The sequence below is a fragment of the Micrococcus lylae genome (assembly GCF_900163825.1).
GTDB classification, from domain to species: Bacteria; Actinomycetota; Actinomycetes; order Actinomycetales; family Micrococcaceae; genus Micrococcus; species Micrococcus lylae.
Map to the genome: position 1 here is coordinate 49,428 of NZ_FUKP01000018.1, position 18,513 is coordinate 67,940.

Consider the following 18,513-nt stretch of genomic DNA (forward strand, 5'->3'; position numbering starts at 1 on the left):
GGTGGAGGGGGTCGTGGGTCCGGTTCAGCGCAGCAGGCCCTCGTAGTGACGCTGCTCCATCTGGGCGTTGATCTGCTTCACGGTCTGCAGGCCGACGCCCACCATGATCAGGATCGAGGTGCCGCCGAACGGGAAGTTCTGGTTGGCGTTGATCAGCACGAAGGCGATCAGCGGGATCATCGCGACCACGCCCAGGTACAGGGCGCCCGGGAAAGTGATGCGGCTGATCACGTACTCAAGGTACCGCTCCGTGGGGCGGCCCGCACGGACGCCCGGGATGAAGCCGCCATAGCGCTTCATGTTGTCCGAGATCTCCTTCGGGTTGAAGGTGATGGACACGTAGAAGTACGTGAAGCCCACGATCATCAGCAGGTACAGGGCCATGTAGACCGGGTGGTCGCCACCGGTGAAGTACTCGGCCAGGAACGTGACCCAGGCCGGCGGGTTCGAGCCGTCCTGCGGGGTGTTGAACTGGACCAGGATGCCTGGGAGCGTCAGCACGGAGGACGCGAAGATCACGGGGATCACTCCGGCCATGTTCACCTTGATCGGGATGAACGTCGAGTGGCCGGAGAGGGTGCGGGAGCCGATCTGCCGCTTGGCGTACTGGACCGGGACGCGACGCTGGGACTCCTCCACGAAGACGACCGCGAGCATGGTCAGCAGACCGATGACCATGACGATCAGGAACGTGCGGACGCCCTGGGTCTGCCACACCTGGCCGATGCCGGACGGGAAGCCGGCGGCGATGGAGGCGAAGATCAGCAGGGACATGCCGTTGCCGACGCCGCGCTCCGTGATCTGCTCGCCCATCCACATCACGAGGACAGTGCCCGTGGTGAGGACCAGCACGACCATGAGGACCGTGACGATGGAGTCGTCCACGAGCAGCGGCAGCTGGCAGCTCAGCAGCGCGCCGGTGCGGGCCAGCGACGCCATGGTGGTCGACTGCAACAGGGCCAGCGCCAGGGTCAGGTAACGCGTGTACTGGGTCAGCTTCGCCTGGCCCTGGGGGCCTTCCTGGTGGAGCTGCTCGAAGCGCGGGATCACCACGCGCAGCAGCTGCACGATGATCGACGCGGTGATGTAGGGCATGACGCCCAGCGCGAAGATGGAGACCTGCAGCAGCGCGCCGCCGGAGAACATGTTCACGAACGAGTACAGGCCACCGGAGGCGTTGCCCGCAGCCAGACACATCTGCACGTTCCCGTAGTCCACACCCGGCGACGGGATGAAGGCACCCAGCCGGTAGATGGCGATGATGCCGAGCGTGAACCAGATCTTGCGCTGCAGGTCTGGCGTCCGGAAGATCCGGCCGATGGCCTTGAACACGCGTCCTCCTGTGTGCGGTCGGTGAGGTGGTCCCCGCCTCTCGACGCGACGGGCTGTGGCACCGCCCACGCGGACCACCAGGGCAGTCTACACGGCGATGCAAGAGGCCCCCGGCCCCCAGGCGGACCTGGGGATCGGGGGCCTCTGTGCGACCGCGGGGGTCAGAGGGTCTCGGTGGACCCGCCCGCGGCAGCGATCTTCTCCACGGCCGAGGCGGAGAAGGCGTGGGCCTTCACCTGCACGGCGACGGAGATCTCACCGGAGCCGAGCACCTTGACGGGCTGGTTCTTGCGGACCAGACCCTTCTCGACGAGGGCCTCGACCGAGACCTCGCCGCCCTCCGGGAAGGCGGTGTTCAGCTTGTCCAGGTTCACGACCTGGTACTCGGTGCGGAACGGGTTCTTGAAGCCGCGCAGCTTCGGCAGACGCATCTGCAGCGGAAGCTGGCCGCCCTCGAAGCCCGGACGCACCTGGTAACGGGCCTTGGTGCCCTTGGTGCCACGGCCGGCGGTCTTGCCCTTGGAGGCCTCGCCGCGGCCCACGCGGGTCTTCGCGGTCTTGGCGCCCGGGGCCGGACGCAGGTCGTGGATCCGGATGGCGTCGTTCTCAGCCATTGCTGACCTCCTCCACGGACACCAGGTGCGGCACGGTGTTCACCATGCCGACGGTCGCCGCGTCGGCCTTGCGGGTGACCTGGTGGCCGATCCGCTTCAGGCCCAGCGAGCGCAGGGTGTCGCGCTGGTTCTGCTTCACGCCCGAGACGCCGCGGGTCTGGGTGATGACCAGGGTGGCGTCCGAGGGCTGGATGTTCTTACGAGTGGGCTCAAACATGGCTCAGGCACCTGCCTTCTCGGTGCTCTTCTGGGCGCGGTCGGCCTCCATGGTGCGCAGCATGGCGTGGGGGGCGATCTCGTCCAGGGCCTTGCCGCGGCGGGCGGCCACGGCCTGGGGCTCCTCGAGCTTCTTGAGGGCGTCCACGGTGCCGCGAACGATGTTGATGACGTTCACGGAGCCCATGGACTTGGACAGCACGTCATGGATGCCGGCGCACTCCAGCACGGCGCGCACCGGGCCGCCGGCGATCACGCCGGTACCCGGGGAGGCCGGACGGAGCAGCACGACGCCGGCGGCGTCCTCACCCTGCACGAGGTGCGGGATGGTGGAGCCGACGCGCGGGACACGGAAGAACGACTTCTTGGCCTCCTCCACGCCCTTCTGGATCGCGGCGGGGACCTCCTTCGCCTTGCCGTAGCCCACACCGACCATGCCGTTGCCGTCGCCGACGACGACCAGGGCGGTGAAGCTGAAGCGACGGCCGCCCTTGACGACCTTCGCCACGCGGTTGATGGCGACGACGCGCTCGAGGAACGCGTCCTTGTCCTCGTCCTGGGCGCCACGACGGTTGCGGTCGTCGCGACGGCCGCCGCGGCGATCGTCACGGCCGCCGCGGCCGTTGTCACGACCACCACGACCGCCGGAACGCTCGGTGGACTGGCTGGCCGAGCCGGCAGCGGTCTCGGCGACAGCGGTCTCGGTGTTCTCGGTCACCTGGGTGTCCTTCTGGTTGTTGGTCTCGGTCACAGCTGCAGCCCACCCTCTCGGGCACCGTCGGCGACGGCGGCCACACGGCCGTGGTACTTGTTGCCACCGCGGTCGAACACGACGGTCTCGATCCCCGCAGCCTTCGCACGCTCGGCGACGAGCTCGCCCACGCGCTTGGCCTTGGCGGTCTTGTCGCCCTCGAATGCACGCAGGTCCGCCTCCATGGTGGAGGCCGAGGCCAGAGTGCGGCTCTGGGTGTCGTCGACGACCTGCACGAACATGTGGCGTGCAGAGCGGTTCACGACCAGGCGCGGACGGGCGGTGGTGCCGGAGATCCGCTTGCGGACACGGAGGTGGCGGCGGGTACGGGCGTTGAACTTGCCCTTGCCCTTCACCTTCAGAGTAGACATCACTTACCTGCCTTTCCGGCCTTGCGGCGGATCTGCTCGCCCGCGTAGCGGACGCCCTTGCCCTTGTACGGGTCCGGGCGGCGCAGCTTGCGGATGTTGGCGGCGGTCTCGCCGACCTTCTGCTTGTCGATACCGGAGACGGTGACCTTGTTGCCCTCGACGGCGAAGGAGATGCCCTCCGGGCACTTCACCGGAACCGGGTGGGAGTAGCCCAGGGCGAACTCCAGGTCCTGGCCCTTGGCCAGCACGCGGTAGCCGGTGCCGATGACCTCGAGCTGCTTGGAGAAGCCCTCCGTCACGCCCAGGATCATGTTGTTGATCAGGGTGCGGGACAGGCCGTGCAGGGAACGGGACTCACGCTCGTCGTCCGGACGGGCCACGGTGACCTGTCCGTCCTCGAGGGTGGCCGTGATCGGGGAGGGCAGGGTGTGCTCCAGCTGGCCCTTCGGGCCCTTCACGGTGACGCGGGCGCCGTCGATGGTCACATCGACGCCGCTGGGAACGGTGATCGGCAGACGTCCGATTCGCGACATGTCAATACAGCCTTTCTTCGGTCTCGTCCGTCACCAGACGTAGGCGACGACTTCGCCGCCGACGCCCTTCTTGGCGGCCTGCCGGTCGGTCAGCAGACCGGAGGAGGTGGACAGGATGGCGATGCCCAGACCACCCAGCACGTGCGGGAGGTTGGTGGACTTCGCGTACACGCGCAGACCCGGCTTGGAGATGCGGCGCAGGCCGGCGATGGCACGCTCGCGCTGCGGTCCGAACTTCAGGTCGATGATCAGCTTCTTGCCGACCTCGGCCTCCTCCTCGCGCCAGTCGGCGATGTAGCCCTCGGCCTTGAGGATGTCGGCCACGCGGGTCTTCAGCTTGGACGACGGCATGGACACGGTGTCGTGGTAGGCCGAGTTCGCATTGCGCAGACGCGTCAGCATGTCTGCGACGGGATCGGTCATGGTCATGTGGGCTTCACGCCCTTTCTCGCCGCGGTTTCCCGCTCCGGTTCACCGGCACGGGACCTGTGGCGTAGAGGTCTTACTTTTCGGTCTTGAACGGGAAGCCCAGCGCCTTCAGCAGCGCGCGGCCCTCGTCGTCGTTCTTGGCAGAGGTCACCACGGTGATGTCCATGCCGCGCACGCGGTCGATCTTGTCCTGATCGATCTCGTGGAACACGGTCTGCTCGGACAGGCCGAAGGTGTAGTTGCCGTTGCCGTCGAACTGGCGGTCGGACAGGCCCCGGAAGTCACGGATGCGCGGGAGCGCGAAGGTGACGAGGCGGTCCAGGAACTCCCACATGCGGTCGCCACGGAGGGTGGCGTGCGTGCCGATCGGCATGCCCTCACGCAGCTTGAACTGCGCGATGGACTTGCGGGCCTTGGTGATCATCGGCTTCTGACCGGTGATCAGGGTCAGGTCGGCCACGGCGCCGTCGATGATCTTCGAGTCCTTGGCGGCCTCGCCGACACCCATGTTGACGACGACCTTGACGACGCCCGGCACCTGCATGACGTTGCCGTAGGAGAACTCCTCCTGCAGGGCGGCGCGGATCTGATCGCGGTACTTGGTCTTCAGACGCGGGGTGACCTTGGTGGTCTGCTGAACCTCGGTCATCACAGCTCCTTCCCCGAGGCCTTGGCGAAGCGGACCTTCACGGTCGTGCTCACGCCGTCCTTCTCGACGGTCTCGAAGCGGTAGCCCACGCGGGTCGGCTTCTTGGTCTCCGGGTCCACCACGGCCACGTTCGAGATGTGGATCGGGGCCTCGACGACCTGCAGGCCGCCCTCGGTGGAGCCGTTGTTGTTCTGGCCGGCACGCAGGTGCTTGGTCACGCGGTTGACGCCCTCGACCAGCACGCGGTCGGTGGACGGGAACACGCGCAGGACCTTGCCCTGCATGCCCTTGTCCTTGCCGGCGATGACCTGGACCAGGTCATCCTTCTTGATCTTCGCCATGGGTCAGATCACCTCCGGAGCGAGCGACACGATCTTCATGAAGCGCTTGTCGCGCAGCTCACGGCCCACGGGGCCGAAGATACGAGTGCCGCGCGGCTCGTTCTCGTTCTTGAGGATGACGGCCGCGTTCTCGTCGAAGCGGATGTACGAGCCGTCCGGACGGCGAGACTGCTTGCGAGCCCGCACGACCACAGCCTTGACGACATCGCCCTTCTTGACGTTGCCGCCGGGGATGGCGTCCTTCACGGTGGCGACGATGGTGTCGCCGATGCCTGCGTAGCGGCGTCCCGAGCCACCGAGAACACGGATGGTCAGGATCTCCTTCGCACCGGTGTTGTCGGCGACCTTCAGCCGCGACTCCTGCTGAATCACTTATCTCTCCTAGCGTCGCGCCGGTTCTCACCCCCGGTGGGTGAGCCTTGCGGAACGGTCAAGCGGTGATCCCGGCGTGCTTACCCCTGCCCCTCTCGCGTTCGGGCCCACACCTCTCCCCCACCGCATCTTCAGACAGCGGCGCGGTTCGGGGCAGGCTGCGGAACGCAGGGCAAGGCCGAGGCGGTTCCGGGATCGGCGTGCGACTCCCTCGGCACGCAGGATGGATGGTCCTGCCAACAAAGGGCGCACGAACATAGAAGTCTACAGCAAAGGCCCGCCCCTGCCAACGGCAGCGGACGGGCCTTCGCCTGTCATTCGGCTCACGCCGAACGCGTCACTTGGCGCGCTCGACGATCTCCGCGAGACGGAAATGCTTCGACGCCGACAGCGGTCGGGTCTCGGCGAGGCGAACGCGGTCGCCGACACCGGCGGCGTTCTCCTCATCGTGCGCCTTCACACGCTTGGTGGTGCGCATGACCTTGCCGTACAGCGCGTGCTTCTTGCGGTCCTCGACCTCGACCACGATGGTCTTGTCCATCTTGTCCGAGACGACGATGCCGCGGACGGACTTGCGGTAGCCGCGCTCCTCGGAGGCGGCGGCGGTCTGCTCGCTCACTTGGCAGCCTCCTCGTTCTTCTCGTCAGCCTTGCCCGGCGCGACGACGTCCTCGCGGATGCCGAGCTCGCGCTCACGCAGGATGGTGTAGATGCGGGCGATGTCACGCTTGACGGCCTTCAGTCGGCTGGAGTTGTCCAGCTGACCGGTGGCGGCCTGGAAGCGCAGGTTGAACAGCTCCTCCTTGGAGGACTTCAGGGCCTCCTGGAGACGGCCGTTGTCCATGCCGTCCAGGGACTCGACGTTCAGATCCTTGGTTCCGATGGCCATGGGATCACTCACCACCCTCTCGACGGATGATTCGGGCCTTCAGCGGCAGCTTGTGGATCGCGAGGCGCAGCGCCTCACGGGCGACGTCCTCGGACACACCGGACAGCTCGAACAGCACGCGGCCCGGCTTCACGTTGGCCACCCACCACTCGGGCGAGCCCTTGCCGGAGCCCATACGGGTCTCGGCGGGCTTCTTGGTCAGCGGACGGTCCGGGTAGATGTTGATCCACACCTTGCCGCCACGCTTGATGTAACGGGTCATGGCGATACGCGCGGCCTCGATCTGACGGTTCGTCACATAGGCCGGCGTGAGCGCCTGGATGCCCCACTCACCGAAGGTCACGGCGGTGCCGCCCTTGGCGGTGCCGGTGCGCTTGGGGTGGTGCTGCTTGCGGTGCTTGACGCGACGGGGAATCAGCATCAGGCGTTTCCTCCTTCAGCGGGAGCGGCGGCCGGCGCGGTGTTCTCGCGGCGCGGAGCACGCTCAGCACGATCGTTGCGACGGCGACGCTCGCCACCGCGACGGTCGCCGCGGCCACGGCCGGACGGCTGAGCGGCCTCCTTGGCGGCCAGCTCCTTCGCGGTGAGATCGCCCTTGTAGATCCAGACCTTCACGCCGATGCGACCGAAGGTGGTCCGGGCCTCGAACTTGCCGTAGTCCACGTTCGCGCGGAGGGTGTGCAGCGGCACGCGGCCCTCGCGGTAGAACTCGGAACGGCTCATCTCGGCGCCGCCGAGCCGGCCGGAGCACTGGATCTTGATGCCCTTGGCGCCGGCACGCATGGCCGACTGGATGGCCTTCTTCATCGCGCGGCGGAAGGCCACGCGGGAAGACAGCTGCTCCGCCACGCCCTGGGCGACCAGCTGGGCATCGGTCTCGGGGTTCTTGACCTCGAGGATGTTCAGCTGGATCTGCTTGCCGGTGAGCTTCTCGAGCTCCCCGCGGATGCGGTCGGCCTCAGCGCCGCGACGACCGATCACGATGCCCGGACGAGCGGTGTGGATGTCCACCCGCACGCGGTCACGGGTGCGCTCGATCTCCACCTTGGAGATGCCGGCGCGCTCCATGCCGTTGGTCATCAGCTCGCGGATCTTGACGTCCTCCTTGAGGAAGTCCTTGTAGCGCTGACCGTCCTTGTGGGAGTCAGCGAACCAGTGCGAGACGTGGTCGGTGGTGACGCCGAGACGGAAACCGTTCGGGTTGATCTTGTTGCCCATTTACTCAGTTCCCACCCTTCTCGTCCTTGGTGGCGACCACCACGGTCACGTGGCTGGTGCGCTTGTCGATGCGGTAGGCGCGGCCCTGGGCACGCGGCTGGAACCGCTTCATGGTCGGGCCCTCGTCCACGTAGGCCTCGCTGATGTACAGCGAGTCCTCGTCGAACGCGAGGCCCTCACGGTCGGCCTTCACGCGGGCGTTGGCCACGGCGGAGGCGACGATCTTGTAGACCGGCTCCGAAGCGCCCTGACGGGCGAACTTCAGGATGGCCAGGGCCTCCACGGTGTCCTTGCCACGGACCAGGTCGACGACGCGCCGGGCCTTCATCGGCGTCACGCGCAGGTGGCGCGCCATTGCCTTGGCTTCCATTGCTTCTCTCTTTCGAATCTCTCGAAGGTCAAGCTCCACGAACCGTCAGGCTCAGCGGCGCTTGCCCTTCTTGTCGTCCTTCACGTGACCGCGGAACGTCCGCGTGGGGGCGAACTCTCCGAGCTTGTGACCCACCATGGACTCGGTGACGAACACCGGAATGTGCTTGCGGCCGTCGTGCACCGCGATGGTGTGGCCGAGCATGTCCGGGATGATCATCGACCGGCGAGACCAGGTCTTGATGACGTTCTTGGTGCCCTTCTCGTTCTCCGCCAGAACCTTCAGGTAGAGGTGCTGATCGACGAAGGGGCCCTTCTTCAGGCTGCGAGGCATGTCTTCTCAGCTCCCTTATCGCTTGTTCTTGCCGGAACGGCGACGACGCACGATGTACTTGTCGCTTTCCTTGTTGGGACGGCGGGTGCGGCCCTCGGGCTTGCCGTTCGGGTTGACCGGGTGACGGCCGCCGGAGGTCTTGCCCTCGCCACCGCCGTGCGGGTGGTCGACCGGGTTCATCACGACACCGCGGACGGTCGGGCGAACGCCCTTCCAGCGCATGCGGCCGGCCTTGCCCCAGTTGATGTTGGACTGCTCGGCGTTTCCCACCTCGCCGACGGTGGCGCGGCAGCGCACGTCGACGTTGCGGATCTCACCGGAGGGCAGGCGCAGCTGGGCGTACTTGCCCTCACGGGCGACCAGCTGGATCGCGGCGCCGGCCGAGCGGGCCAGCTTCGCGCCGCCGCCCGGACGCAGCTCCACGGCGTGGATCATGGTGCCCAGCGGGATGTTGCGCAGCGGGAGGTTGTTGCCCGCCTTGATGTCGGCGTTCGGGCCGGCCTCGACCACGGCGCCCTGACGCAGGTTGGCCGGAGCCAGGATGTAGCGCTTGGTGCCGTCGGCGTAGTGCAGCAGCGCGATGCGCGCGGTGCGGTTCGGGTCGTACTCGATGTGAGCGACCTTCGCCGGCACACCGTCCTTGTCGTGACGACGGAAGTCGATCAGACGGTACTGCCGCTTGTGGCCACCGCCCTTGTGACGGGTGGTGATGCGGCCGGTGTTGTTGCGTCCACCGGTCTTGTGCAACGGACGGAGAAGGGACTTCTCCGGCGTGGACCGGGTGATCTCTGCGAAGTCGGCCACCGACGAGCCACGCTGGCCCGGGGTGGTCGGCTTGTACTTACGGATAGCCATGTACCTGTTCCTCGATTAAGTGGTCTCCGCAACGCCTCAGGAGGCGAGCGGACCTCCGAAGATGTCGATCGTTCCGTCCTTCAGCGTGACGATGGCACGCTTGGTGGACTTGCGCTGGCCCCAGCCGAAGCGGGTCCGACGGCGCTTGCCCGGACGGTTGAGGGTGTTCACCGAGGCGACGGACACGTCGAAGATGCGCTCGACGGCCTGCTTGATCTCGGTCTTGTTGGAGCGCGGGTCCACGAGGAAGGTGTACTTGCCCTCGTCGATCAGACCGTAGCTCTTCTCCGACACGACGGGAGCGATGATCACGTCGCGGGGATCCTTGTTGATGGAGCCGCTCACTGGGCATCCTCCTTCTTGGCACCGGTGGCGCGCGCCACGAACGCCTCGTAGGCGGCCTGCGTGAACACGACGTCGTCGGAGACGAGCACGTCGTAGGTGTTCAGCTGGTCGGCGTACAGGGTGTGCACGGCGGGCAGGTTGCGGACGGACAGGGCGGAGACGTCGTCGGCGCGGTCGATGACGACCAGCATGTTCTTGCGGCCGGTGTTCAGCGACTCCAGGCCGGCCTTCGCCGCCTTGGTGGACGGGGTCTCGCCGGTGACGAGGGTCTCGATCACGTGGATGCGACCGTGGCGGGCCCGGTCGGACAGGGCGCCGCGCAGAGCGGCGGCCTTCATCTTCTTGGGGGTCCGCTGCGAGTAGTCACGCGGGGTCGGGCCGTGGACGATGCCACCGCCGGTCATGTGCGGAGCGCGGATGGAGCCCTGGCGTGCACGGCCGGTGCCCTTCTGCTTGAACGGCTTGCGACCGGCGCCCGACACCTCACCGCGGTCCTTCGCCTTGTGGGTGCCCTGGCGGGCGGCGGCGAGCTGGGCCACGACGACCTGGTGCATCAGCGGGACGTTCGCCTGCACGTCGAAGATCTCGGCGGGCAGGTCGACCTTGACGGTCTTCACAGAGTTGGCCATGGGTCTCAGGCTCCCTTCGCGGCGCTGCGCACGAGCACGACCTGGCCCTTGGGGCCGGGGACAGCGCCCTTGATCAGCAGCAGGTTGTTGTCCACGTCGATGCCGTGGAGCGTGAGGTTGTGGGTGGTCTGGCGGACAGCGCCCAGGCGGCCCGGCATGCGCATGCCCTTGAAGACACGGCCCGGAGTGGCGGCACCGCCGACGGAGCCCGGCTTGCGGTGGTTCTTGTGCTGACCGTGGGAGGCGCCCACACCGGCGAAGCCGTGGCGCTTCATGGCGCCGGCGAAGCCCTTGCCCTTGGTGGTGCCCACGACGTCCACCTTCTGACCGGCCTCGAACACCTCGACGGACAGGTCCTGGCCGAGCTCGTACTCGGCGGCGTCGGCGGTGCGCAGCTCCACCAGGTGGCGGCGCGGAGTCACGCCTGCCTTCTCGAAGTGACCGGCCAGCGGCTTGGTCACGCGGCGGGGGTCGATCTGGCCGTAGGCGATCTGGACGGCGGTGTAGCCGTCGGTCTCCTCGTTGCGCAGCTGGGTGACCACGTTGGACTCGGACTGGACCACGGTGACGGGGATGAGCTTGCCGTTCTCGTCCCAGACCTGGGTCATGCCGAGCTTCGTGCCCAGCAGGCCCTTGACGTTACGGGTGTTGGTCATAGTCTCTCAGCACCTCCCTCTCAGAGCTTGATCTCGATGTTGACGTCCGCGGGCAGGTCCAGTCGCATGAGCGAGTCGACGGCCTTCGGAGTCGGGTCGATGATGTCGATCAGCCGCTTGTGGGTGCGCATCTCGAAGTGCTCACGGCTGTCCTTGTACTTGTGCGGAGAACGGATAACGCAGTACACGTTCTTCTCCGTCGGCAGCGGCACGGGGCCGACCACCGTTGCGCCTGCGCGCGTGACCGTGTCAACGATCTTGCGGGCCGAGACGTCGATGACCTCGTGGTCGTACGACTTCAGCCGGATGCGGATCTTCTGTCCCGCCATGGCGTCACGCCTCTCTCGTCGAGTAGCTGTTCCTGTCCCTGTGCGCAGGACACGTCCGTCCTGCATCTTGTCCTCGACCCGTCCGGGGTGAATCCGGCTGAGCCGGGTTCCTCACCCTCGTCGGGCTCCGGTCCACGCGGTCGGGCGTGTCGCACTCTCCGGGAGGGCAGACGCGCCGGCGTCGGACTGGAAGGAATGTGCATCTGGGCTCCGCAGCCGGCCACGAGACACATGGGCGGCGGCGCCTGGAGCGCTTGAGCAACTTATCCAGTATGACAGAGAACGGCACCGTCCGCCAACCGGCGCATCGGTGCCGTCCTGTGATCCTGGACGCGCCGGCCCAGCACACAGGTGCGGGCAGTCAGTTCCCCCATTCGGTGGGCGGGCCCGCCGTCAGCAGCGCCACGAACACCACCGCCACCACGACGAGGGCGATCAGCACGCTCACGACCGGCCTGGCGAGCACCGCGCGCAGCAGCCGGTCCGCACCGGAGCTCCGCCCCGGCTCGTCGAGCACACGCCAGTGGTCCGCCGGCTCGCCCCGCCGTCCCATCGCGCGTTCGAAGGGAACGGTCATGAAGGGAATGACCGCCGATCCCAGCGCCACCAGTCCTCGCCCGGCAGACCAGCGCGAATCGATCCAGACGGCGACCACCACCACCACATAGCAGAGGAAGACGAAGCCGTGGACACCGCCGCCCACGGGCATGAGCGCCTCGGTGACGCCGGTGTACTTGAGGGCCATCGCCAGGATCAGCAGCGCCCAGGTGACCATCTCCGCCGCGGCGGTGATCCCGAACAGTCGACGTGGAGCGGCGGCGGTCACCGCTCGATCTCCCCTCCGCGGTTCGCACGACGGATGCGCCGGGCGCGCTCGATCTCCGGCTTGAAGTGTCGGTAGAGGCCGACGCCGACGGCCACGACCGCCGCGAGGACCAGCAGGGTGATGAGGAGTTCCATGCCCACCAGCGTACCGGTGCCCGTCGCCGCCCCGAGCACACGAGAAGGCCCCCCGCCTCCGAAGAGGCGAGGGGCCGTCGTCGCTGTGATCGGCTCAGAGAGCCGACCGGCTGCGATCAGACGATCACTTGGTGATCTTGGTCACGCGGCCGGAGCCCACGGTGCGGCCACCCTCACGGATGGCGAAGCCGAGGCCCTCCTCCATGGCGATCGGCTGGATGAGCTCGACCGACATCTCGGTGGTGTCGCCCGGCATGACCATCTCGGTGCCCTCCGGCAGGGTGATGACGCCGGTGACATCGGTGGTGCGGAAGTAGAACTGCGGGCGGTAGTTCGAGTAGAACGGGTTGTGGCGGCCGCCCTCATCCTTGGACAGGATGTAGACGTTGGCCTCGAAGTTGGTGTGCGGGGTGATCGAGCCCGGGGCCACGACGACCTGGCCGCGCTCGACGTCGTCACGCTTCAGGCCGCGCAGCAGCAGACCGCAGTTCTCGCCGGCCCAGGCCTCGTCGAGCTGCTTGTGGAACATCTCGATGCCGGTGACGGTGGTCTTCTGCAGGTCGCGGATGCCCACGATCTCGACCTCGGAGTTGATGGCGAGGGTGCCGCGCTCGGCACGGCCGGTCACCACGGTGCCGCGGCCGGTGATGGTGAAGACGTCCTCGATCGGCATCAGGAACGGCTTGTCGCGGTCGCGGACCGGATCCGGGATGTACTCGTCGACGGCGGCCATCAGGTCCTGCACGGACTTGACCCACTTCTCGTCGCCCTCCAGGGCCTTGAGAGCGGAGACGCGCACGACCGGAGCCTCGTCGCCGTCGAACTCCTGGGAGGACAGCAGCTCGCGGACCTCCATCTCGACGAGCTCGAGGAGCTCCTCGTCCTCGACCATGTCGGACTTGTTCAGGGCCACGAGCAGGGCCGGCACACCGACCTGGCGGGCCAGGAGGACGTGCTCACGGGTCTGGGCCATCGGGCCGTCGGTGGCGGCGACCACGAGGATGGCACCGTCCATCTGGGCAGCGCCGGTGATCATGTTCTTGATGTAGTCGGCGTGGCCCGGGGCGTCCACGTGGGCGTAGTGACGCTTCTCGGTCTGGTACTCCACGTGGGAGATGTTGATGGTGATGCCGCGCTGGCGCTCCTCCGGAGCGGAGTCGATGGTGGCGAAGTCACGGGCCTCGTTCAGGTCCGGGTACTGGTCGTACAGAACCTTCGAGATCGCCGCGGTCAGGGTGGTCTTGCCGTGGTCGACGTGGCCGATGGTGCCGATGTTGACGTGCGGCTTCGTGCGCTCGAACTTTGCCTTTGCCACAGTTCCTCCTAGAACGTGTTCATCATCGCGAAGACTTGAAGATTTCATGCAGCGTCGCAGGGCGTGCTGACAACTCTCCCGAGTCTACGCGTCGATGTGGTGTTGGGAAAATCCCGGCGGATGTGAGGACCAGTCCGGTTCCAGGCCAGCAGTGCCGCCTGAAGCGGACCGGACCTGACCCGTCCTGTGCGGGAGCCGCGCCGCCGGGGTGGTGCGGCTCCCGTGCTTCCCCGCGGCCGCAGCGCGTGCGGCCGCGGGGAGCAAGTCGGTTTCCGACGTGTGACCTGGGGTCACTCGCCCTGGGACTTCTCGATGATCTCGTCGGCGACGGCCTTCGGGACCTCGGAGTAGGAGTGGAAGGTCATCGAGAAGACCGCGCGACCCTGGGTGCGGGAGCGCAGATCGCCGATGTAGCCGAACATCTCCGACAGCGGCACGAGGGCCTTGACGACCTTCACGCCGGTGGCGTCCTCCATGGACTGGATCTGGCCACGGCGGGAGTTCAGGTCGCCGATGACGTCGCCCATGAACTCCTCCGGAGTGCGGACCTCAACGGCCATCAGCGGCTCGAGGAGGACCGGGTTCGCCTTGCGCACGCCCTCCTTGAAGGCCTGCGAGCCGGCGATCTTGAACGCCATCTCCGAGGAGTCGACGTCGTGGTAGGCGCCGTCGAGGAGGGTCGCCTTCACGCCGACCATCGGGTAGCCGGCCAGCACGCCGAACTGCATGGCGTCCTGGATGCCCGCGTCCACCGACGGGATGTACTCGCGCGGCACACGGCCGCCGGTCACGGCGTTCTCGAACTCGTAGACCTCGCCGTCGGCGGTGTCCAGGGGCTCGAACTTGAGCTGGACCTTCGCGAACTGGCCGGAGCCGCCGGTCTGCTTCTTGTGGGTGTAGTCGACCTTCTCGACGGTGCGCTTGATGGTCTCGCGGTACGCGACCTGCGGCTTGCCCACGTTGGCCTCGACCTTGAACTCGCGCTTCATGCGGTCCACGAACACGTCGAGGTGCAGCTCGCCCATGCCGCCGATCTCGGTCTGGCCGGTCTCCTCGTTGAGGTTGACGCGGAAGGTCGGATCCTCGGCGACGAGCTTCTGGATGGCGGCGGAGAGCTTCTCCTGGTCGCCCTTCGACTTCGGCTCGATGGCCACGGCGATCACCGGCTCCGGGAACGACATGGACTCGAGGATGATCGGGTGGTCCGGGTTGCAGAGCGTGTCGCCGGTGGTGGTGTCCTTCAGGCCGATCACCGCGTAGATGTGGCCGGCGACGACCTCCTCCACCGGGTTCTCCTTGTTGGCGTGCATCTGGAAGAGCTTGCCGATGCGCTCCTTCTTGCCCTTGGTGGCGTTGAGGATCTGCGCACCGGTCGCCAGACGGCCGGAGTACACGCGGATGAAGGTGAGGGTGCCGAAGAACGGGTGCGAGGCGATCTTGAAGGCCAGGGCCGAGAACGGCTCCTCCTTGGACGGCTCGCGGGTGAGCTCCTCGTCCTCGTCGTTGACGGCGTGGCCCTTCACGGCACCGGCGTCGAGCGGGTTCGGCAGGTAGGCGACCACGGCGTCGAGCATCGGCTGCACGCCACGGTTCTTGAACGCGGAGCCGCAGAACACCGGGTAGGCCTCGGCGTTCACGGTGAGCTTGCGCACGCCGGCGACGATCTCCTCTTCGGTGAGCTCCTCGCCCTCGAGGTACTTCTCCATGAGCTCCTCGTCGGCCTCGGCGACGGCCTCGAGCAGCTGGTTGCGGTACTCCTCGGCCTTCTCCTGCAGGTCGGCCGGGATCTCCTCGGTCACGTACTCGGCGCCCATGGTCACGTCGCCCTTGGCGTCGCCCGGCCACACGAAGGCCTTCATGGAGATCAGGTCGACCACGCCGACGAAGTCGTTCTCGGCGCCGATCGGCAGCTGCATCACGAGCGGCTTGGCACCGAGGCGGGAGACGATGGTGTCCACGGTGAAGTAGAAGTCGGCACCCAGCTTGTCCATCTTGTTGACGAAGCAGATGCGCGGCACTTCGTACTTGTCGGCCTGGCGCCACACGGTCTCGGACTGCGGCTCCACGCCCTCCTTGGCGTCGAACACGGCGACGGCGCCGTCGAGCACGCGCAGGGAGCGCTCCACCTCGACGGTGAAGTCCACGTGGCCGGGGGTGTCGATGATGTTGATCTGGGTGTTCTTCCAGAAGCAGGTCACCGCGGCGGAGGTGATGGTGATGCCGCGCTCCTTCTCCTGCTCCATCCAGTCGGTGGTCGACGCACCGTCGTGGGTCTCGCCGAGCTTGTGGTTCACACCCGTGTAGAAGAGGATGCGCTCGGTGGTGGTGGTCTTGCCGGCATCGATGTGCGCCATGATGCCGATGTTGCGGACCTTGTTCAGGTCGGTCAGCACGTCCTGTGCCACGGTGTCTCCCTTGTGTCGGGTGGGGTGGGGGCTCGTCAGAGTGGTACGGAGAAGGCCGCGGGGATCACTCCCCGGCGGCGGAGGGCCCGGAGCGCGGAGGACACCTCCCCGCCCCGGGCCGACGACGTCACCAGCGGTAGTGGGCGAAGGCCTTGTTGGCCTCGGCCATCTTGTGGCTGTCCTCACGGCGCTTCACGGCGCCGCCGAGGCCGTTCGACGCATCGAGGATCTCATTCATCAGCCGCTCGGTCATGGTCTTCTCGCGGCGGGCCTTGGAGAAGCCGACCAGCCAGCGGAGTGCCAGGGCGGTGGAGCGGCCCGGCTTGACCTCGACCGGGACCTGGTACGTGGCACCGCCGACGCGGCGGGAGCGCACCTCCAGGGCCGGCTTGATGTTGTCCATGGCCTTCTTCAGGGTGGCCACCGGATCGTTGCCGGTCTTCTGACGGGTGCCCTCGAGGGCACCGTAGACGATGCGCTCGGCGGTGGACTTCTTGCCGTCGACCAGCACCTTGTTGATCAGCTGGGTGACCAGCGGGGATCCGTAGACGGGATCGACGACGAGGGGGCGCTTCGGCGCGGGACCCTTACGAGGCATTACTTCTTCTCCTTCTTGGCGCCGTAACGGGAGCGGGCCTGGCCGCGGTTCTTCACGCCCTGGGTGTCGAGCGCGCCGCGCACGATCTTGTAGCGCACGCCGGGCAGGTCCTTCACACGACCGCCGCGGACGAGCACGATCGAGTGCTCCTGCAGGTTGTGACCCTCGCCCGGGATGTACGCGGTGACCTCGATGCCGCCGCTGAGGCGGACACGGGCGACCTTGCGCAGCGCCGAGTTCGGCTTCTTCGGGGTCGTGGTGTACACGCGGGTGCACACGCCACGACGCATGGGGTTGCCCTGCAGCGCAGGGGCCTTCGTATTGACGATCTTCGGTGAGCGGCCCTTGCGGACCAGCTGCTGAATCGTAGGCACTCTTCAGCCTTCCTGTGTTTCGGTGATCGCTGACGTGATCTGCCGAGCCGGCAGGCCAGAGGGCCTCGGGTTCGGCGGCTGCTCGTTCCTCGTTCTGCCTCTCCTGTGGGGCTCCATGAGCAAACGTCCGCAGGCGTGCAAAAGTGTGGCATTCGTTGCGCAACTTCCCCGCAACCCGGACCGCGTCCATACTGCCACACGAAAAACAATCGGATCGAGAATACCATGCGCGCCCACACGCGCCAACACGGGGTGCGAGAGGACACATCGGCCGGGCCGCAATCCCGGGCGCTCCCCGCGCCCCCGCCGTAGACTGGCCGCGTGACACCCGAACCTGATGCAGCACAGACGACCCCGTCCGCCCCGTCCGGTCCTTTGACCGTGCGCGGCATCGACGAGGCTCAGCACACCGCCTTCCTCGCCCGCCACCCGGAGGCCTCCTTCCTCCAGAACCCGCGCTGGGCCAACGTGAAGACGGACTGGCGCGGCCAGTCCGTGGGCATCTTCCGCGGCACCGAGCTCGTGGGCGCGGCCCTCGTGCTCGCCCGCCCCCTGCCGGTGCCGGCCCGCGTGCCCGTGCTGGGCAAGGCCTTCCTCGCCTACATCGCCGAGGGACCGGTCCTCGACGAGGGCGTACGCCTCGTGGACGCGCTCACCCCGCTGGTGCAGCTGCTGAAGTCCCAGGGCGCCTTCCTGGTCCGGGTGGGCCCGCCCGGCGTGGTCCGCACCTGGGAGGCGGACACCGTCCGCAAGTCCCTCACGGACCCGCAGTACACGGTGCTCACCGACCTGCCCTGCGAGGTCACTCCCGGCGCCCTCGAGCTGCAGGACGAGCTCCGTGCCGCCGGCTGGCAGGCCCCCGAGGTCCTCGAGGGCTTCTCCGCGGGCCAGCCGATGTTCCAGGCCCGCATCCCGCTGAAGGACCTGGACGTGGACGGCGTGCTCGCCCGCATGTCCGGCTCCTCCCGCAAGCGCACCCGCCGCTCCACCCGCAACGACCTGGACGTCGTCACCGCCGGCGTCGAGCGTCTCGGCGAGTGGGAGGCCCTGCAGGACGAGACCGCCGAGCGCGACAAGTTCACCGGCCGTCCCAAGGAGTACTTCCAGCGCGTGATCGAGCAGCTGGGCGGCTCTGAGATCGCCGACGTCACCTACTACATCGCCGAGTACGAAGGGGAGCCGGTCGCCGCGGCCTTCCACTTCCGCCAGGGCCACATCTGCTACCGCCCCTACTCCGCCTCCTCCCAGAAGGAGCGCAAGCGGGACGCCCCCCGCCTGCTGCAGCTCACCCAGATCGAGGCCGGCATCGCCGACGGCTGCCACTGGCTGGACCTGGGCGGCGTGCCCGGCTCCGTGGACCACGAGAACCGGATCACCGGCCTCACCGAGTTCAAGACGACGCAGGGCGCCAACATCGTGCAGACCCACGGAGAGTGGGACTTCCCGGTCAACAGGCTCCTCGCCAAGGCGTTCACCCTGTACATGTCGCGTCGCTGACGCGTCCGCTCCCGGGAGCCCACGGCCCGGCGCCCTCCGCACGGAGGGGCCGGGCCGTCGTCGTTCCCTATGCCGTCCCGGCGCGTCACGACGACGGCACCCGCCTCCGCCCGCCGGGGACGGGGCGGACCGG

General features: G+C 67.5%; 28 protein-coding genes. 1 reads left to right on the forward strand and 27 read right to left on the reverse strand.

What is annotated here, in order from left to right; genetic code table 11:
* Positions 1-24 precede the first annotated feature (24 nt).
* The 27 genes from secY to rpsL form a co-directional block, all read right to left on the reverse strand.
* Positions 25-1,332 carry a preprotein translocase subunit SecY gene (gene secY, locus FM125_RS03055; protein WP_087133609.1) on the reverse strand — a complete coding sequence of 436 codons (1,308 nt, stop codon included), beginning with the start codon at positions 1,330-1,332 and terminating at the stop codon, positions 25-27.
* Between the two features lie 161 nt (positions 1,333-1,493).
* Complete coding sequence (rplO, locus tag FM125_RS03060; RefSeq protein WP_067188409.1) at positions 1,494-1,946, reverse strand: 50S ribosomal protein L15; 453 nt, start codon at positions 1,944-1,946, stop codon at positions 1,494-1,496.
* Positions 1,939-2,163 (reverse strand): 50S ribosomal protein L30, encoded by a 225-nt coding sequence (gene rpmD / locus FM125_RS03065; protein WP_067188411.1) that lies wholly within the window; start codon positions 2,161-2,163, stop codon positions 1,939-1,941. The genes rplO and rpmD overlap by 8 nt, the downstream gene beginning before the upstream one ends.
* A gap of 3 nt (positions 2,164-2,166) precedes the next feature.
* Positions 2,167-2,913: a 30S ribosomal protein S5 gene (rpsE, locus tag FM125_RS03070; protein ID WP_082739492.1), complete on the reverse strand. Its 747-nt coding sequence runs from the start codon at positions 2,911-2,913 to the stop codon at positions 2,167-2,169.
* Complete coding sequence (gene rplR / locus FM125_RS03075; protein ID WP_067188413.1) at positions 2,910-3,284, reverse strand: 50S ribosomal protein L18; 375 nt, start codon at positions 3,282-3,284, stop codon at positions 2,910-2,912. The genes rpsE and rplR overlap by 4 nt, the downstream gene beginning before the upstream one ends.
* Complete coding sequence (gene rplF, locus FM125_RS03080; protein WP_067188415.1) at positions 3,284-3,817, reverse strand: 50S ribosomal protein L6; 534 nt, start codon at positions 3,815-3,817, stop codon at positions 3,284-3,286. The genes rplR and rplF overlap by 1 nt, the downstream gene beginning before the upstream one ends.
* 30 nt (positions 3,818-3,847) lie before the next feature.
* Complete coding sequence (gene rpsH / locus FM125_RS03085) at positions 3,848-4,246, reverse strand: 30S ribosomal protein S8 (protein ID WP_067188419.1); 399 nt, start codon at positions 4,244-4,246, stop codon at positions 3,848-3,850.
* A gap of 73 nt (positions 4,247-4,319) precedes the next feature.
* Positions 4,320-4,895 (reverse strand): 50S ribosomal protein L5, encoded by a 576-nt coding sequence (gene rplE / locus FM125_RS03090; RefSeq protein WP_067188425.1) that lies wholly within the window; start codon positions 4,893-4,895, stop codon positions 4,320-4,322.
* Positions 4,895-5,236: a 50S ribosomal protein L24 gene (gene rplX / locus FM125_RS03095; RefSeq protein WP_067188427.1), complete on the reverse strand. Its 342-nt coding sequence runs from the start codon at positions 5,234-5,236 to the stop codon at positions 4,895-4,897. Before rplX ends, rplE begins: the two co-directional genes overlap by 1 nt.
* 3 nt (positions 5,237-5,239) lie before the next feature.
* Complete coding sequence (rplN, locus tag FM125_RS03100; protein WP_067188429.1) at positions 5,240-5,608, reverse strand: 50S ribosomal protein L14; 369 nt, start codon at positions 5,606-5,608, stop codon at positions 5,240-5,242.
* Positions 5,609-5,945: 337 nt separating this feature from the next.
* Positions 5,946-6,227 carry a 30S ribosomal protein S17 gene (gene rpsQ, locus FM125_RS03105; protein WP_067188431.1) on the reverse strand — a complete coding sequence of 94 codons (282 nt, stop codon included), beginning with the start codon at positions 6,225-6,227 and terminating at the stop codon, positions 5,946-5,948.
* A complete protein-coding gene (rpmC, locus tag FM125_RS03110) occupies positions 6,224-6,496 on the reverse strand; it encodes a 50S ribosomal protein L29 (RefSeq protein WP_067188433.1) in 273 nt (90 codons plus the stop codon). Before rpmC ends, rpsQ begins: the two co-directional genes overlap by 4 nt.
* Before the next feature lie 4 nt (positions 6,497-6,500).
* The gene (gene rplP, locus FM125_RS03115; RefSeq protein ID WP_067188434.1) at positions 6,501-6,917 is read right to left on the reverse strand and encodes a 50S ribosomal protein L16; all 417 of its coding nucleotides are present in this window, start codon (positions 6,915-6,917) and stop codon (positions 6,501-6,503) included.
* Positions 6,917-7,714, reverse strand: a complete 798-nt coding sequence (gene rpsC / locus FM125_RS03120; RefSeq protein WP_067188435.1) for a 30S ribosomal protein S3 — start codon at positions 7,712-7,714, stop codon at positions 6,917-6,919. Before rpsC ends, rplP begins: the two co-directional genes overlap by 1 nt.
* 4 nt (positions 7,715-7,718) lie before the next feature.
* Positions 7,719-8,084, reverse strand: a complete 366-nt coding sequence (gene rplV, locus FM125_RS03125; RefSeq protein ID WP_067188438.1) for a 50S ribosomal protein L22 — start codon at positions 8,082-8,084, stop codon at positions 7,719-7,721.
* Between the two features lie 51 nt (positions 8,085-8,135).
* Positions 8,136-8,417: a 30S ribosomal protein S19 gene (gene rpsS, locus FM125_RS03130; protein ID WP_067188440.1), complete on the reverse strand. Its 282-nt coding sequence runs from the start codon at positions 8,415-8,417 to the stop codon at positions 8,136-8,138.
* A 15-nt stretch (positions 8,418-8,432) separates the two neighbouring features.
* A complete protein-coding gene (gene rplB / locus FM125_RS03135; protein WP_067188442.1) occupies positions 8,433-9,272 on the reverse strand; it encodes a 50S ribosomal protein L2 in 840 nt (279 codons plus the stop codon).
* A 36-nt stretch (positions 9,273-9,308) separates the two neighbouring features.
* On the reverse strand, positions 9,309-9,617 hold the full coding sequence (gene rplW / locus FM125_RS03140) for a 50S ribosomal protein L23 (RefSeq protein ID WP_067188443.1): 309 nt from the start codon (positions 9,615-9,617) through the stop codon (positions 9,309-9,311).
* Complete coding sequence (gene rplD, locus FM125_RS03145) at positions 9,614-10,246, reverse strand: 50S ribosomal protein L4 (protein ID WP_087133610.1); 633 nt, start codon at positions 10,244-10,246, stop codon at positions 9,614-9,616. The genes rplW and rplD overlap by 4 nt, the downstream gene beginning before the upstream one ends.
* A 5-nt stretch (positions 10,247-10,251) precedes the next feature.
* Positions 10,252-10,902: a 50S ribosomal protein L3 gene (gene rplC / locus FM125_RS03150; RefSeq protein ID WP_067188447.1), complete on the reverse strand. Its 651-nt coding sequence runs from the start codon at positions 10,900-10,902 to the stop codon at positions 10,252-10,254.
* A gap of 20 nt (positions 10,903-10,922) precedes the next feature.
* Positions 10,923-11,231, reverse strand: coding sequence for a 30S ribosomal protein S10 (gene rpsJ, locus FM125_RS03155; protein ID WP_002857463.1), 309 nt, complete (start codon positions 11,229-11,231; stop codon positions 10,923-10,925).
* 361 nt (positions 11,232-11,592) lie between these two features.
* On the reverse strand, positions 11,593-12,057 hold the full coding sequence (locus FM125_RS03160; protein WP_087133611.1) for a DUF3817 domain-containing protein: 465 nt from the start codon (positions 12,055-12,057) through the stop codon (positions 11,593-11,595).
* Positions 12,054-12,191, reverse strand: coding sequence for a hypothetical protein (locus FM125_RS11925; protein WP_180525316.1), 138 nt, complete (start codon positions 12,189-12,191; stop codon positions 12,054-12,056). Before FM125_RS11925 ends, FM125_RS03160 begins: the two co-directional genes overlap by 4 nt.
* Positions 12,192-12,315: 124 nt before the next feature.
* Positions 12,316-13,506 carry an elongation factor Tu gene (tuf, locus tag FM125_RS03165; RefSeq protein WP_067188451.1) on the reverse strand — a complete coding sequence of 397 codons (1,191 nt, stop codon included), beginning with the start codon at positions 13,504-13,506 and terminating at the stop codon, positions 12,316-12,318.
* Between the two features lie 290 nt (positions 13,507-13,796).
* The gene (gene fusA, locus FM125_RS03170; RefSeq protein ID WP_067188455.1) at positions 13,797-15,911 is read right to left on the reverse strand and encodes an elongation factor G; all 2,115 of its coding nucleotides are present in this window, start codon (positions 15,909-15,911) and stop codon (positions 13,797-13,799) included.
* A 127-nt stretch (positions 15,912-16,038) separates the two neighbouring features.
* Positions 16,039-16,509, reverse strand: a complete 471-nt coding sequence (rpsG, locus tag FM125_RS03175) for a 30S ribosomal protein S7 (protein ID WP_067188458.1) — start codon at positions 16,507-16,509, stop codon at positions 16,039-16,041.
* Positions 16,509-16,883 carry a 30S ribosomal protein S12 gene (gene rpsL / locus FM125_RS03180; protein WP_067188459.1) on the reverse strand — a complete coding sequence of 125 codons (375 nt, stop codon included), beginning with the start codon at positions 16,881-16,883 and terminating at the stop codon, positions 16,509-16,511. The genes rpsG and rpsL overlap by 1 nt, the downstream gene beginning before the upstream one ends.
* Positions 16,884-17,204: 321 nt before the next feature.
* Here rpsL and FM125_RS03185 point away from each other — a divergent pair, with 321 nt between their 5' ends.
* Complete coding sequence (locus tag FM125_RS03185) at positions 17,205-18,380, forward strand: lipid II:glycine glycyltransferase FemX (RefSeq protein WP_245829755.1); 1,176 nt, start codon at positions 17,205-17,207, stop codon at positions 18,378-18,380.
* Positions 18,381-18,513: the final 133 nt, after the last annotated feature.

Excerpts from the sequence above, each read along its gene's own strand:
- rplO (WP_067188409.1), bottom strand. The coding sequence starts at position 1,946 with ATGGCTGAGAACGACGCCATCCGGATCCACGACCTGCGTCCGGCCCCG.
- rpmD (WP_067188411.1), bottom strand. The coding sequence starts at position 2,163 with ATGTTTGAGCCCACTCGTAAGAACATCCAGCCCTCGGACGCCACCCTG.
- rplR (WP_067188413.1), bottom strand. The coding sequence starts at position 3,284 with ATGTCTACTCTGAAGGTGAAGGGCAAGGGCAAGTTCAACGCCCGTACC.
- rplF (WP_067188415.1), bottom strand. The coding sequence starts at position 3,817 with ATGTCGCGAATCGGACGTCTGCCGATCACCGTTCCCAGCGGCGTCGAT.
- rpsH (WP_067188419.1), bottom strand. The coding sequence starts at position 4,246 with ATGACCATGACCGATCCCGTCGCAGACATGCTGACGCGTCTGCGCAAT.
- rplE (WP_067188425.1), bottom strand. The coding sequence starts at position 4,895 with ATGACCGAGGTTCAGCAGACCACCAAGGTCACCCCGCGTCTGAAGACC.
- rplX (WP_067188427.1), bottom strand. The coding sequence starts at position 5,236 with ATGGCGAAGATCAAGAAGGATGACCTGGTCCAGGTCATCGCCGGCAAG.
- rpmC (WP_067188433.1), bottom strand. The coding sequence starts at position 6,496 with ATGGCCATCGGAACCAAGGATCTGAACGTCGAGTCCCTGGACGGCATG.
- rplP (WP_067188434.1), bottom strand. The coding sequence starts at position 6,917 with ATGCTGATTCCCCGTCGCGTCAAGCACCGCAAGCAGCACCACCCCAAG.
- rpsC (WP_067188435.1), bottom strand. The coding sequence starts at position 7,714 with ATGGGCAACAAGATCAACCCGAACGGTTTCCGTCTCGGCGTCACCACC.
- rplV (WP_067188438.1), bottom strand. The coding sequence starts at position 8,084 with ATGGAAGCCAAGGCAATGGCGCGCCACCTGCGCGTGACGCCGATGAAG.
- rpsS (WP_067188440.1), bottom strand. The coding sequence starts at position 8,417 with ATGCCTCGCAGCCTGAAGAAGGGCCCCTTCGTCGATCAGCACCTCTAC.
- rplB (WP_067188442.1), bottom strand. The coding sequence starts at position 9,272 with ATGGCTATCCGTAAGTACAAGCCGACCACCCCGGGCCAGCGTGGCTCG.
- rplD (WP_087133610.1), bottom strand. The coding sequence starts at position 10,246 with ATGGCCAACTCTGTGAAGACCGTCAAGGTCGACCTGCCCGCCGAGATC.
- rplC (WP_067188447.1), bottom strand. The coding sequence starts at position 10,902 with ATGACCAACACCCGTAACGTCAAGGGCCTGCTGGGCACGAAGCTCGGC.
- rpsJ (WP_002857463.1), bottom strand. The coding sequence starts at position 11,231 with ATGGCGGGACAGAAGATCCGCATCCGGCTGAAGTCGTACGACCACGAG.
- FM125_RS11925 (WP_180525316.1), bottom strand. The coding sequence starts at position 12,191 with ATGGAACTCCTCATCACCCTGCTGGTCCTCGCGGCGGTCGTGGCCGTC.
- rpsG (WP_067188458.1), bottom strand. The coding sequence starts at position 16,509 with ATGCCTCGTAAGGGTCCCGCGCCGAAGCGCCCCCTCGTCGTCGATCCC.